This window comes from Xiashengella succiniciproducens, from assembly GCF_023674465.1.
GTDB lineage: Bacteria > Bacteroidota > Bacteroidia > Bacteroidales > Marinilabiliaceae > Geofilum > Geofilum succiniciproducens.
Genome location: NZ_CP098400.1, coordinates 1,713,633 through 1,727,994 on the forward strand (window position 1 = coordinate 1,713,633; position 14,362 = coordinate 1,727,994).

Here is a 14,362-nt window from a genome sequence, read left to right on the forward strand (position 1 = left end):
ATTGATTTAGTAAATAATCATCTGAATTATTCAATATTCTCATCTTCAGGTTCATTATTTTCTACAAGATCGCCTTCCGATGATTCATACATTTCATTTTCAATGCGTTCAGACACAACCTTTGTAACTGATGCGATAGCATCCTGTTTCTTATCCAGGTTGATTAGTCTTACCCCCTGAGTGGTTCGTCCTGTTACTCTCAGGTCAGCTACTGCTACCCTGATAGTTACACCTGATTTATTTATAATCATCAGGTCATTGTCTTCAGTAACATTCTTAATATCGATCAGATCACCTGTTTTATCACTGATCTTCATAGTCTTGACACCTTTTCCACCTCGGTTGGTAACCCTGTAGTCATCGAGTTTGGAACGTTTTCCATAGCCCTTTTCAGATACTACCAGAATATCATCTTCTGGATTCTTGACACAAATCATGCCAACTACTTCATCACCCTCATCCAAAGCAATACCTTTTACACCTTGGCCAGTACGTCCAATAGCCCTGATTACTGACTCATTAAACCTGATAGCACGACCTTTTCCGGTAGCCATCAATATTTCGTTTGAGCCATTAGTGAGCCTTGCGCTGAGCAGTTCATCATCTTCTTTGATTGTAATTGCAATTACCCCGTTTTGTCTTGGTCTGCTGTAATCAGCCAAAGGTGACTTCTTGATGATACCCTTCTTGGTACCCATCACTATATAGTGTGAGTTTACAAAATCAAGGTCTTCAGCCAGTCGTTTAACTCTCATAAAGGCCTTAACAGTATCGTCAGGTTCTATATTTATCAGGTTCTGGATAGCTCTACCCTTTGAGTTCTTAGAGCCTTCAGGGATTTCATAGACCTTGAGCCAGTAGCAACGCCCCTTCTTTGTAAAGAAGAGCAGGGTTGCATGCATTGAAGCAGGATAAATCTGCTCAATAAAATCGTCATCGCGGGTTGAGGAACCTTTAGAGCCCACCCCTCCCCTGTTTTGTGTTTTAAACTCGGATAATGGAGTCCTCTTGATATAACCCATATGGGAAATGGTGATTATCATTTCCTCATCAGCATAGAAATCTTCAGGATTGAATTCTTCAGAAGAATAAACAATTTCGGTTCTTCTACCTTCGTTATACTTCTGCTTTATTTCAATCAGCTCATTCTTAATGACCTCCATTCGCAAGTGAACATTTGCAAGGATATCCTTCAGTCTAGCTATTTCAGTAAGCAGATTGTTGTACTCATCACGTAGTTTATCCTGTTCAAGACCGGTCAACTGGCGAAGCCTCATTTCAACAATAGCACGAGCCTGGATTTCAGACAGCTGGAATGTTTCAATAAGCTTATCCTTAGCCTCATCTGGAGTTTGAGCTGCCCTGATAATTCGTATGACTTCGTCAATATGATCAGATGCAATAATCAGTCCTTCAAGGATATGCGCTCTCTTTTCAGCCTGATCTAGCTCAAACTGGGTACGACGAGTAACTACGTCGTGCCTGTGTTCAACAAAGTTTGAGATCAGGTCCTTGAGGTTAAGCATCATTGGGCGACCCTTGACAAGAGCAATGTTATTTACCCCGAAAGATGATTGCAGCGCAGTGTTCTTATACAGATGATTGAGCACCACATTAGCGATCGCATCCTTTTTAAGATCGATCACGATACGCATACCTTCACGGTCAGACTCATCATTAACATTGGAGATGCCATCTATCTTCTTCTCGTTTACAAGGTCAGCGATTTTCATTATCAATTCCGCCTTATTGACCATGTATGGTATCTCCCTGATAACAATCTTCTCACGTCCGTGTCCGTCTGTTTCGACCTCGCACTTAGCCCTGATGACTATTCGACCCCTACCGGTTTCATAGCTTTCCTTAACACCTTCATAACCGTAAATAATACCTCCGGTCGGGAAATCAGGAGCCTTTATTATTTTTGTCAGTTCGGGAATTTCAATCTCAGGATTATCAATATAGGCAATAATGGCATTGACAGTGTCCACAAGGTTGTGCGGTGCCATATTGGTTGCCATACCCACAGCAATACCTGAAGCACCGTTGATAAGCAAAAGAGGAATTCTAGTAGGCAGTACGGTAGGTTCTTTTAGAGAATCGTCAAAGTTCATCTGGAAGTCTACCGTATCCTTTTCTATATCAAGCAGAGTCTCTTCAGCCAGTTTGTTAAGTCTTGCCTCAGTATAACGCATTGCAGCAGGGCTGTCACCGTCAATGGATCCAAAGTTACCCTGACCATCAACCAGTAGGTACCTCATAGACCAGGTCTGAGCAAGGCGGACCATTGCATAATACACTGAAGAGTCGCCGTGCGGGTGGAATTTACCAAGCACCTCACCCACAATACGAGCGGATTTTTTATAAGGCTTATTAGAACCTACCCCAAGTTCGTGCATTCCAAACAATACCCGTCTATGAACAGGTTTCAAACCGTCGCGAACATCAGGTAATGCCCTGGAGACTATTACCGACATCGAGTAATCGATGTAGGATGCTTTCATCTCCTCTTCGATGTTAACCTTAATTACTCTTTCTTCTTCAATCATTATATTTATATTGTTTGATGAATCATGAACAAAAAAAAGGTCATAAAACCGACCTTTTTTAATATCGCTAAATTAATGATAAAATGCCGAATTTTAAAATCGTGGCGACCTAATTGTAAGCTATTTTTAGCAATATTAATCTCCCTTTTCTTCAGGATTTGAGGAGGATGGGTGATGAACCAAAATATCCTTTTTCGGTTTATCTAATTGAGTGGGATAATTGCGTAAAATATAGTACTTTTGAAGAGTTTTTTAACAGTGTTGCACTGTACGTATAATAGATTTAGCTGACTTTATGGAATTAAATTATTCATCAAGGGTAAGAGACGCTATATCCCACAGCAGGGAGGAAGCTCTGCGACTTGGCAACCTGTTCATTGCTCCCGAACACATTATGCTGGGGCTAATAGCTCAACCCGGTGGGTGCGCTGTAAAGCTGATGGAAAAGATGAATGTGGACCTGGATCACCTTCGTGAGGCTATCGAGGACAAGATAAAAGGCACTAAGCCAGTGGAGCATGAAGGCGATTTGCCGCTCTTGAAATCTACAGAACAGATTCTGAAACTTGTTTACCTTGAAGCAAAAGCCCTGAAAAGTGACAAAATTACAACGGTACATCTTTTGCTGGCCTTGCTAAGAGACACCAACAGTACAATTGCACAGATCATGGAAAGCTACAATGTGAAATATGAATCATTAAAGAATGTCCTGTCAAGGCAGTATCCCATCGCAAGGTCACAGATGCCCGACGATGATGATCAGGACAGTCCTTTTGGCGGAAGTTCGTCAGAAGGTTCAAAGTCCTCCGGTGCTAAAGGTCAAAGTGAAACACCGGTACTTGACAACTTCGGTATTGACATAACCAAAGCGGCCGAGGAAGGCCGTCTCGATCCTATTGTAGGCCGCGAAAAAGAAATAGAGCGTCTTGCGCAGATACTTAGTCGTCGGAAGAAAAACAATCCTGTTCTAATTGGTGAACCTGGAGTTGGAAAATCAGCAATTGCTGAAGGTCTGGCTCTTAGGATAGTCGAACGTAAGGTTTCCCGAGTACTTTTTGGTAAGCGGGTTGTTACTCTTGACCTGGCATCAATCGTTGCCGGAACCAAGTACAGGGGTCAGTTTGAAGAGCGTATTAAGGCTATATTGAATGAATTGTCAAGAAACCCGCATATCATCCTGTTTATTGATGAAATTCACACGATTGTAGGAGCAGGTGGTGCTACCGGTTCACTTGATGCAGCCAATATGCTTAAACCAGCTCTGGCTCGTGGAGAGATCCAATGTATTGGTGCTACGACTCTGGATGAGTATCGTCAGCATATTGAAAAAGACGGAGCTCTGGAACGCCGTTTCCAAAAAGTAATGGTTGAGCCGACCACACCAGAGGAAACCTTTGAAATTCTCAACAATATCAAGGCCAAGTATGAGGATCACCATAATGTGACTTATACCCCGGAGGCTATTGACGCATGTGTAAAGCTTACTGAGCGTTATATCTCAGACCGACATTTACCAGATAAGGCAATAGACGCTCTGGATGAGGCCGGTTCACGTGTCCATATCTCTAATATTGTAGTTCCCGAATCCATCCTTAAGCTTGAAAAGCAGATTGAGGAAGTAAAGGAAAACAAGATAAAGGCCGTAAAGGCACAGAACTTTGAGCTGGCAGCCAGTTTCCGTGACAAGGAAAAGAGTCTGCAGGATGAGTTGGAACGCACTAAGCAAAAATGGGAAGAAGAACTACAACAACACAGAGAAACAGTTGATGCAGAAAAGGTTGCTGAAGTTGTTGCTATGATGACAGGAATACCTGTTCAAAGAATAGCACAGGCAGAAGGCTTCCGTCTTCTGCAAATGGGAGAAGAATTAAGAGGTAAAGTAATTGGTCAAGAAGAGGCAATACAAAAGGTTGTTAAAGCAATTCAGCGTAATCGTGCCGGATTGAAGGATCCAAACCGTCCTATCGGTTCCTTTATTTTCCTTGGTCCTACAGGTGTTGGTAAGACTCACCTTGCAAAGGTACTTACCCAGTATCTGTTTGATACCCCAGACGCCCTGATTCGCATCGACATGAGTGAATATATGGAGAAGTTCAGTGTATCACGTCTTGTTGGAGCGCCTCCCGGATATATCGGATATGAAGAAGGTGGACAGCTCACCGAAAAGGTACGTCGTCGCCCCTACTCTGTTGTACTCCTCGACGAGATTGAGAAGGCTCACCCGGATGTATTTAACCTGATGCTCCAGGTTCTTGACGAAGGACGTCTTACAGACAGCCTTGGTCGTAGGGTTGACTTCAGGAATACTATTATCATCATGACTTCAAATATTGGAACCAGGGAGCTTAAGGAGTTTGGCCGTGGAGTTGGTTTCTCTGCCCAGCAACCAGGAAGCAAGGATGACAATGAAATGGCCAGAGGAATTATCGAAAAGGCTCTTAAAAAAGCCTTTGCACCTGAGTTCCTTAATCGTATTGACGATGTAATAATCTTCGGTAGCCTTTCCAAGGAAGATATTCACAAGATTATTGATATCGAACTTGCAGGACTTTACAAAAGAGTTGAGAGCCTCGGTTATAAGCTTAATCTTGCTGAGAATGCCAAGAACTTCATTGTTTCGAAGGGCTATGATGCTCAATACGGAGCAAGACCATTGAAACGGGCAATACAGAAGTACCTTGAAGATGAAATGGCAGAGGTAATAATCCAGGCTTCAGTTTCTGAAGGCGATGAAATAGAAGTAGATTACGATGAGAAGGAAGAAAAGATCAAAACAAAGATAGTATCACACAAGACAAAAGGATCGGTCATCAAATCACAGGGACCAGAGAGTGTCAACTAGGTTGTAAATATGGATAAAAAAAGAGAGTGCCCTGTGGCACTCTCTTTTTTTATCGTATAAGGCCTTATTACAGCCTTATTTTAATAATTTACAGGATTACTTAAGTCTGCTGTTGATTTCTCTTAGGGAAGCCTGAGCCTTTTCGTTGTCAGGATCAATCTCAAGTACCTTTTCAAACCATGGCTTAGCATCAGCAAAAGCATTGTTTGCACGAGCTGTAATCTCATCATATTGTTCAGGATCTGCACTAGCTGCAGAAGCAAGAATTTGAGCAGCCTGATTATATGGTTCTGCACCCTTTTTCAGATAATAGGTTGTCAGCATCTTTTTCATCTGAGCAAGGACAGAACTACTCTTGTAATCCTCAATAGCTTTGAGGAGAGTTTGTTCCATTTCCTCATCCCTATCCAGATTATTCAGAGAAGAAGCAATGTAATATGTAGAAAAATCAGCACGATATCCCATATCGACAGACTTCTTATAGTATTCCAATGCCTTCTCATGGTTCTTAATTCTGCGTGCTGCAGTTGCCAGGTTGAATATCATTGAAGCATCCTGTGCTTCTTCTTCAGGCCATACTGCTAGGGCAGCTTCAAACTTCTCGACTGCTGTGGCAAAATCGTTCTTTCTCAACGCATCATTACCTTCATTCTTCAACTCGATATATGCTGTTTCAGTTTGTGCAAAAGAAACCAAAGAAAACAGCATCATCCCCAAAATTGTTAAATACCTCATAATACAGTAGTTTTTAAATCAAATTTCACAAAAGCAGCGTAAAAATAGCACTTTTTAAACCAAAAGAAAAAATGAGCGCGAAATATTAAAATGTATTAACTTGCAAACTGCAATCATCGTGCCACTATCGCAATACGCGTTTTCAAATCCAAATAATCAGCTGACATCACATCTCTTCCCCCATCTTCAGGTTTAGGAAAATCAATGGTATAACCAGCTTTTTCAAGTCCACCTGGAATAATATCATCTATTACTTCACCAAACTTAAACGGATGGGCAGTAGAAACAAACAGTGAAATTTCTGATTTATCAACCTGCCCTATTGCTGCAGTATAAGCGGCAGCTGTATGAGGGTCCATCAGATAACTGTATTTTCCAAAACCTTCACTAATAGCCTTTTTAATTTCAGCATCGCTAACCGAGAGTGATATCATCTCGGTCTTTATATCCTGAAGAGAATTGTTGTACAGCTCATACATCCTTGGGAAGTTACTTGGATCACCTACATCCATCGCATTGGCAAGCGTAACTATAGTTTGATGCGGTTCATATACCCCTGATTTAAAGAAGCGGGGAACAACATCATTGGCATTCGTAGCAGCAACAAAACGCTTAACAGGAAGACCCATTTTGTGGGCCAAAACTGCAGCCGTAATATTTCCAAAATTACCACTTGGTACTGTTATTACAGGATCCCCCTTCACTCCCATTGCCCTTAGCTGAGCATAGGCAAAGAAATAATATACCATCTGTGGAAGCAGGCGGCCTATATTAATAGAATTTGCAGAAGTCATGTAAACAATCTTGCGAAGATCTTCATCGCGGAATGCTTCCTTTACCAATCGCTGGCAATCATCAAAGCTTCCCTCCACTGCAATAGCATGGACATTGGCACCAGGAGAGGTAATCTGGTATTCCTGATATGGGCTTACCTTTCCTTTGGGATAGAGCACTATAACCTCTATACCCTCAACTTTGTGGAAGCCATTTGCCACAGCACCACCTGTATCCCCAGATGTAGCAGTAAGGACCAGGAGCTTGCGATCCTCGTTTCTGTTAAAATATCCAAGTATACGTGACAGAAACCGTGCTCCCACATCCTTGAAAGCCTGTGTTGGTCCGTGAAAGAGTTCCAACACATACAGGTTTCCATCTATCTGCCTGACAGGAATTGGGAAATTAAAGCTCTCCCTTGTGATTGCCCTTAGTTCATCGTCCTTTATATCCTCATCCATATAAGGTTTGAGAACACGGAATGCTATCTCAGGCAGATCGTAGGCTGCCATGTTTTCAATAAAATCCCTGTCAAGTTGAGGAATGCTCTCAGGCATAAACAAACTACCGTCGGGAGCCAGTCCCTTGAAAAGCACCTCTTTAAGGGGATATCTCTTATCCTTTGAAGCAAGACTTAAATATTTCATCTCAAGCTAATTATGCTTTTTATACTAATTATCAAAATACTATAGCTTAAAGAACAGATCCAGCAGTTCCTCTCCCTTTACTTCTCCCAGAGAACCATTTTTAACAGAAAACTCATTAAAAGTCTCAATGCTATCAGCCTGGAGTCCCTTCTTCATGATCATAAAAGGTACGGCAGCCCTTGTATGTGTACGGAGTCTGCAGGGTGTCGGGTGGTCAGGCAAAAGCAGTAATGCGTAATCCTCTCCCATTTTCTGAAGGCCCTCATACAAAGGCTTTAGCAGTCTGCGATCAAAATCCTCAATTACCCTTTTCTTCAACAGAAAATCACCTTCATGACCTGCCTCGTCCATGGCTTCAATATGCAGGAAAACAAAAGGATGCCTTTTCAGTGCATCAAGAGCCGCAGCAGCCTTACCCTCATAATTTGTGTCATGCAGGCCTGTAGCCCCTTCCACATGTACCATCTCAAGACCAGCCAGTTTACCGATACCAAAGATAAGATCTACTGCCGATATCACTGCTCCCGACTCTACACCAAACCTATCCTTAAACGACGGGAAGTCAGGCTTATACCCGGGTGACCAGGGCCAGATTGAGTCAGCACATTTCTTACCCACTGACCTTCTCTTAACATTTACGGGGTGATCTTTTAATACATCAACTGAGCGTTTCATAAGTTCGCACAGCAACTGTGCAGTGTCCTCAGCCTCAGCTGAATTGGCAACAGGAAATAAAGGAAGAGCCTCTTTACCAGGGTGATCATGGGGTGGAGTACACATTATATCAGAATTTCCCCCCTTTATAATTAGAATATGTCTGTAGCTGGTGCCGGGATAAAATTTAACCCTTTCACTGCCTAGTTTTTCATTTAGAGCAGCAATAAGTTCAGCAGCCTCGGGGCTGCTGATATGTCCCGCAGAGTGATTTACCAAAATTCCATCCTCAAGGGAAACAAGGTTACAGCGTAGTACAAGATCTTCGCTTTTAATATCAATACCCAGTGAAGCAGCCTCTATCACTCCCCTGCCCTGGAAATACTTTGCAGGAGGATATCCCAAAATATTCATATTTGCTATCTCACTACCTGGATGAAACTCGGAAGGCACTGTGTGTACCAGACCCGTAGCAGCTTTTTTACATATTTCATCCATTACTGGAGTTTTAGCGGCCATGACAGGGGTCATGTCGCCAAGCATATCATCAGGCTCATCAGCCATTCCGTCGGTCAGGATTACTATAAACTTCATATAGGAAATGATTCATTATCAGTACCTGCATCAAAAATCCAAAAGAACAGGCCCCAAGGTTGTGCTTTTAAGATTCTCGGCAATACAAAGATTTGATTATAGTCTAATAGGATTATAAACGCAAAACTAACAATTTATAATTAGTATAAAAACCAATGCTTACAGAAGTAACAAAAGTCAGGCTAATTTTGCTCTGTGGTAACGGCTTTTTATGCTAAATTTAGCTTCAACAAAAAGAAAGAGGATGGCAGGATTACATATTTACCGGGCTTCGGCAGGATCAGGAAAGACATTCAGGCTTGCACAAGAGTACCTGAAGCTACTATTCAGGGATCCCTTCAAATACAGGCATATTCTTGCCGTGACTTTTACAAACAAGGCGACCGGTGAGATGCGTGACCGCATTCTGAAGTCACTAAGCGAATTGGCCGATCCTGACTGCAAGAATCCTGAACATCTAAAGGACTTGACTGACTATACCGGAATGAGCGAATCTCAGGTCCGCCGCAAAGCGGACCTGCTTCTTGGCATGCTCCTTCACGACTATTCCCGTTTTAGTATAAGCACAATTGACAGTTTTTTCCAGAAGGTAACCCGTTCATTTGCCTATGAAATGGGGCTTCCGTCCGGTTTTAGAGTTGAACTAAAGCCTGAGTATATAATGAACCAGGCAATTGACCAGCTAATTATGGAAATGAACCGGCCTGAGTACAGAGAGACGAAGGAATGGCTGCTCAACTTTGCCCGCGAGAATATGGAGGAGCGCAGCAAATGGAATATAGCCGGTGAGATACAAAGCATCAGCAAGGAGATATTCAACGAGCAATATCAGGCAAATGCAAGGACACTTAATAGCCAGATCCGGGATAAGAATCACCTGAGTAAGTACAAGCAGACTCTCAGGCAGATTATAAAGGATACTGATACCCAACTGGAGGAAGTGGGAAGGAAAGGGCTTGAGATAATAGCCCGCTACAACCTGGATATCAACAAGGACTTTAAGGGGCTTAGCAGGACCAAAGTCAAGGTATTTCAAAATTTGGCGCGCCTTGAGAAGCATATGGAAATCGGTAAAATAGAGACACTGCTTGAGGATATAGATAACTGGAAAAGAAAGGATAACAGCCGGGAAATTAATACAGCAATTGAAGCCGCATACAACAGTGGGCTCAAAGACTTGCTTACCAGGGCTGCAGAACTGATAAAATCAAGAAGAAGGGACTATTTCACAGCAAAAGAGATAGAAAGGGAACTAAATTCACTTGGACTGGTTCAGGATGTCTACGAGAAGATGAATGAGATATGCCGGACGCGAAATCTCTTTATCCTTGCTGGTACCAACCACCTGTTGTCGGGGATTATTGACAACAACGACACCCCCTTTATTTACGAGAAGACCGGTACACGGTATGATAACTATATGATCGATGAATTTCAGGACACATCATTTCTGCAGTACCACAACTTCTACCCTCTTATAAAGGACTCACTGGCAGCAGGAAATGACTGTCTGGTTGTAGGAGACGTTAAGCAGTCAATATACAGGTGGAGAAACTCAGACTGGAGCCTTCTGGCAGAGGCTGTAGAACGGGACTACAGGACCTACGGTGTAGAATCAATGACACTGGATACCAACTGGCGAAGTAGTGCGGGGGTAATAAATTTCAACAACAACTTCTTCAGCTATGCAGCAGAAGCCTTGCAGGGTAAGCTGAATGGGGAGATTCCAGGTGACCTTATTGAAGATGAAGAAGTTCGCCCCTACCAGACAAGAATTAGCAGGGCCTTTGCAGATGTTTGCCAGCTTGCCTCCCCCAGAGGCAAAGCACTTAAAGGAGAGGTTTACATCAAAGCCCTTGATACAAACGAAAAAGATAATTACAAGGATACAGCCTTAAAGCAAACAGTAGAGAGAATTGAGCAATTGCTTGCCCAGGGTTATGAAGCCTCAGAAATTGCTGTATTGGTTCGCCGAAATGAAGAAGGTGCAGATGTATCTGAGGCCTTACTTTCAGGCAAATATCACTCTGAAGGAAAAGCCCTTGAAGTCATAAGTAACGACTCCCTCCTTCTGGGTAAGTCAGAAGCCATCAGGCTTCTGATAGGGCAACTGAAACTAATCAGTAGTCCAGATGACCCTGTTTCAGAGTCCTTCGTAAGACTGTACCTTTTGCGAAACGCAGCTGACAAAAAACAAAGCAGCGGAATTGAGAATATCTCAGAACATATGTTGGGTAGTGCTGAGGAACAGTTGTGGCAGGACTACAAGGAAAACCTGTTTACCCTCCGCGAAAAACCTGTATATGAGCTAGTAGAAAGGTTGACCGAATTGCTTCCAGAAGAACTCAGGATTAGGGATTCTGTTTATTTACAAACCTTTATGAGTATCTGTCTGGACTTTATTAACCAGGAAAGTCCTGACCTAAACAAGTTTCTTGACTATTGGGAAATGAATGGTGCAGGCACCTCATTGTCCGTGCCAGACAACCGTAATGCAATACGCGTTATGACAATACACAAGTCCAAGGGACTTGAGTTTAGGGCTGTAATCATACCCTTTGCCAACTGGAAATTCTTTGAAGCAAGGAAAGCAGGACTTATCTGGGTAAGTCCGGATAAGGAACCCTTCAACGGACTTGCACTGGTTCCCATCAAAGTCAAAAAAGACCTTGCAAACACCTACTTTGCGAAGCATTATTTCAACGAACTGCTTCAATACTATGTTGACAATCTCAATCTAGCCTATGTTGCCTTTACACGTGCTAAACAAAGCCTTAACATAATCTGCCAGATTGACAGCAGCAAAGACAAAGATAAGTCAGATGGATATGGTGATATTGGTGAGTTGCTGTACAAATTCATTCAAAATGCCGGAGACAGCTTTGATTCCTCTTTACTGACATTCCACAGCATTAGCGAAGCCGAATTGATCCCTGAATCAGTTTCCAAGACGAAAAAATACAGCAAGGCAAATCGTGAGTATATCCAGACTGAAAGCAGGACTGTCCAACTAGAGTCCTGGGAGGACAGGACACTGATACACCTTGAGAGTGAGAACTTCTTTGACAATGAAGACAGTTCCCTGCTACGCGGCAGGGTGATACACGCAATTTTTGAGAATATCCGGGAAAAGAATGATGTGGACAGGGCAATCCGCAGATTGGTATTTGAAGGAATGATAGGAGAAGAAGAGAAAGCGCTTTACAAAGACAGTATTGCAGAATGGCTCTCCCATCCGACGGTTACCCACTGGTTTGATGGTAGCTATGAAGTTAAAACTGAAGCATCAATACTCTTTAAGACCGAGAAACGACCCGACCGTATAATGATAAAAGGAGATAAAGTGGTGGTAGTTGACTACAAATTCGGTCGTAGTATGAATCCTGCCCACTTCAGGCAGGTAGAGCAATATATGAGGCTTATCAGGCAAATGGGCTACAAGAATGTTGAAGGTTACCTTTGGTATGCCGGAATGGGCAATATAAGAAAGGTGGAGCTGAGCTAGAACATATGCTGTAAAACAGACAGGTGAACAAACAGCAATATCTCCTGTTTTGAAGAAAAGGGGCACAGTAGCGGCCCACAGTAAACTAAAAAACTATTAGTTATGGCAACAGAAAGCGCAAAGATCATCGCCTTCAGGGATAGTATTCAATATGTAAATGACAGCATTGTAAGTCAGCAGATAATCAAGAACTCCTCAGGCAACGTAACACTTTTTGCCTTTGACAAGGATCAACAACTCAGTGAGCATTCAGCTCCCTTTGATGCACTTGTCCAGGTACTTGACGGAACTACTGAGATTAGAATCGCAGGTAAGCCCTATTCGCTAAAGTCCGGAGAAGCAATTATCCTGCCGGCAAATGTGCCTCATGCAGTATATGCATCAGAACGCTTTATGATGCTGCTTACAATGATAAAGGGACAATAAGCTTGTTGGCAGCAAAGTGTACAGTTTTATTAAGGTGTAAGCAAAGCAAGCTTTCGGAAATACAAAATACCTGAATATAAATACCTTTGTACCATATAAATAAAAATGCAGCTCCTTGCAGCTGCATTTTTTGCTTCAAATAGGAAAATAAAGCCCTCTCTTTATACCATTCTCAACTCATCACGAGTTGTTATTTTCTCACAGTAGTGGCATTCCAGAGCCAGTTCTTCCTTATCCATTACCCTGAAGCGGGTTTGCACAGACTCATGGTTACAAATACATTTAGGATTAAAGCACTTCACGATGCCCACAATTTCGTCAGGTATGGTAACATGCTTTTTCTCTACCACCTCGTAATCTTTGATAATATTAAGATGAGCATTTGGGGCAACAAGAGATATCTTATTGATCTCATCAGGTTCAAAAAATTTGTCAGCCACCTTAATAATAGCCTTCTTGCCATATTTCTTACTGTCGAGGTTAGCCCCGAAAGTAATCTGATTTGGAATCCTGTCGAGTCCCAGTATGGTTATTACATCAAAAAGTGAAGCTGCCGGAATATGGTCTATTACAGTTCCGCTTTCTATTGCGCTTACCTGAAGTTGTTTCTTATTTGACATAGCATGTGATTTTTGGAAAATTGGACACAAAAGCTTATTTCAGGCCCATAATGGACGCGATAATTGCCATACGGGTATATACCCCGTTTTCAGCCTGTTTGAAGTAATAAGCCTTGGTATTAGCATCAACATCATCTGCAATTTCATTAACCCTTGGCAGCGGATGCAATACCTTAAGGTTGTCTTTCGTATTATCGAGCATTGAGTTGCGCAGCACATAGGTGTTCTTGACCCTCTCATACTCCATCGGGTCAGAGAAGCGTTCCTTCTGAACCCTGGTCATATAGAGGATATCTGCTGTTTCCAGATTGCTAATATCACTTTGCTCATAATACTTAATACCCTTTTGCTGGCAGAAGCGCAGATACTCCTTTGGCATAGACATTTCCTTTGGGGCCACGAAGTAGAAAGTAGGATTAAAATGCGACATTGCCATCAGTAGGGAGTGAACCGTACGGCCGTACTTAAGGTCACCAACCATAAAGATTGTCAGATTTTCCAAAGTCCCCTGTGTTTTCTTGATAGAATACAGGTCAAGCAGAGTCTGTGTAGGATGCTGGTTGGCACCGTCACCGGCATTTATAACCGGTACTCTGGATTGTTCTGAAGCATAGCGGGCACTACCTTCAAGGGGATGTCTCATAACAATAAGGTCAGCATAGTTGCTGACCATTTTAATAGTATCCTTTAGAGTTTCACCCTTTGTAGTAGAAGAAGAAGCAGAATCAGAAAATCCGATAACCCTTGCACCAAGGCGGTTGATAGCAGTTTCAAAACTTAGTCTGGTGCGGGTCGAAGGCTCAAAGAAGAGAGTGGCCACCACTTTGTCCGTCATCAGGGGCTGATTGGGATTGGCTTCGAAATCAGCAGCAAGTTCAAGGATTCTTAAGATCTCCTCCCTGGAATAATCGGTAATAGAGATTAAGCTTCTATTTTTCATTTGTTTTATATCAAAAGTATGAAATCTTACCTTATTTTAAGGCAAAAATAGCTGTTTTTTTGTAGTACTTTTACAC

Annotated in this window: 9 protein-coding genes; 3 read left to right on the plus strand and 6 right to left on the minus strand. The window is 42.4% G+C overall.

What is annotated here, in order from left to right; all coding sequences use genetic code 11:
* Nucleotides 1-26: 26 nt before the first annotated feature.
* Nucleotides 27-2,549 carry a DNA gyrase subunit A gene (gyrA, locus tag M9189_RS07255; protein ID WP_250722021.1) on the minus strand — a complete coding sequence of 841 codons (2,523 nt, stop codon included), beginning with the start codon at nt 2,547-2,549 and terminating at the stop codon, nt 27-29.
* A 295-nt stretch (nt 2,550-2,844) separates the two neighbouring features.
* Here gyrA and M9189_RS07260 point away from each other — a divergent pair, with 295 nt between their 5' ends.
* Nucleotides 2,845-5,391, plus strand: a complete 2,547-nt coding sequence (locus tag M9189_RS07260) for an ATP-dependent Clp protease ATP-binding subunit (RefSeq protein WP_250722022.1) — start codon at nt 2,845-2,847, stop codon at nt 5,389-5,391.
* Between the two features lie 96 nt (nt 5,392-5,487).
* Here the strand turns inward: M9189_RS07260 and M9189_RS07265 are convergent, their stop codons facing one another.
* The 3 genes from M9189_RS07265 to M9189_RS07275 form a co-directional block, all read right to left on the minus strand.
* Nucleotides 5,488-6,126: a tetratricopeptide repeat protein gene (locus tag M9189_RS07265; RefSeq protein ID WP_250722023.1), complete on the minus strand. Its 639-nt coding sequence runs from the start codon at nt 6,124-6,126 to the stop codon at nt 5,488-5,490.
* Nucleotides 6,127-6,239: 113 nt separating this feature from the next.
* A complete protein-coding gene (thrC, locus tag M9189_RS07270; protein WP_250722024.1) occupies nt 6,240-7,547 on the minus strand; it encodes a threonine synthase in 1,308 nt (435 codons plus the stop codon).
* A gap of 39 nt (nt 7,548-7,586) precedes the next feature.
* Entirely contained in the window at nt 7,587-8,795 is a 1,209-nt protein-coding gene (locus M9189_RS07275) for a cofactor-independent phosphoglycerate mutase (protein WP_250722025.1), read from the minus strand.
* Nucleotides 8,796-9,039: 244 nt separating this feature from the next.
* Between M9189_RS07275 and M9189_RS07280 the strand changes: the two genes are divergently transcribed.
* Both M9189_RS07280 and M9189_RS07285 read left to right on the plus strand, forming a co-directional pair.
* Entirely contained in the window at nt 9,040-12,300 is a 3,261-nt protein-coding gene (locus M9189_RS07280; protein ID WP_250722026.1) for a UvrD-helicase domain-containing protein, read from the plus strand.
* A gap of 102 nt (nt 12,301-12,402) precedes the next feature.
* Nucleotides 12,403-12,726 (plus strand): cupin domain-containing protein, encoded by a 324-nt coding sequence (locus tag M9189_RS07285; protein ID WP_250722027.1) that lies wholly within the window; start codon nt 12,403-12,405, stop codon nt 12,724-12,726.
* Between the two features lie 161 nt (nt 12,727-12,887).
* On the opposite strand, the gene pyrI is transcribed toward M9189_RS07285, so the two are convergent.
* Together pyrI and pyrB are read right to left on the minus strand one after the other, a co-directional pair.
* On the minus strand, nt 12,888-13,346 hold the full coding sequence (gene pyrI, locus M9189_RS07290) for an aspartate carbamoyltransferase regulatory subunit (RefSeq protein WP_250722028.1): 459 nt from the start codon (nt 13,344-13,346) through the stop codon (nt 12,888-12,890).
* A 34-nt stretch (nt 13,347-13,380) separates the two neighbouring features.
* Complete coding sequence (pyrB, locus tag M9189_RS07295; RefSeq protein ID WP_250722029.1) at nt 13,381-14,286, minus strand: aspartate carbamoyltransferase; 906 nt, start codon at nt 14,284-14,286, stop codon at nt 13,381-13,383.
* Nucleotides 14,287-14,362: the final 76 nt, after the last annotated feature.

Coding starts and splice junctions, on each gene's coding strand:
- gyrA (WP_250722021.1), bottom strand. CDS start 2,549: ATGATTGAAGAAGAAAGAGTAATTAAGGTTAACATCGAAGAGGAGATG.
- M9189_RS07260 (WP_250722022.1), top strand. CDS start 2,845: ATGGAATTAAATTATTCATCAAGGGTAAGAGACGCTATATCCCACAGC.
- M9189_RS07265 (WP_250722023.1), bottom strand. CDS start 6,126: ATGAGGTATTTAACAATTTTGGGGATGATGCTGTTTTCTTTGGTTTCT.
- thrC (WP_250722024.1), bottom strand. CDS start 7,547: ATGAAATATTTAAGTCTTGCTTCAAAGGATAAGAGATATCCCCTTAAA.
- M9189_RS07275 (WP_250722025.1), bottom strand. CDS start 8,795: ATGAAGTTTATAGTAATCCTGACCGACGGAATGGCTGATGAGCCTGAT.
- M9189_RS07280 (WP_250722026.1), top strand. CDS start 9,040: ATGGCAGGATTACATATTTACCGGGCTTCGGCAGGATCAGGAAAGACA.
- M9189_RS07285 (WP_250722027.1), top strand. CDS start 12,403: ATGGCAACAGAAAGCGCAAAGATCATCGCCTTCAGGGATAGTATTCAA.
- pyrI (WP_250722028.1), bottom strand. CDS start 13,346: ATGTCAAATAAGAAACAACTTCAGGTAAGCGCAATAGAAAGCGGAACT.
- pyrB (WP_250722029.1), bottom strand. CDS start 14,286: ATGAAAAATAGAAGCTTAATCTCTATTACCGATTATTCCAGGGAGGAG.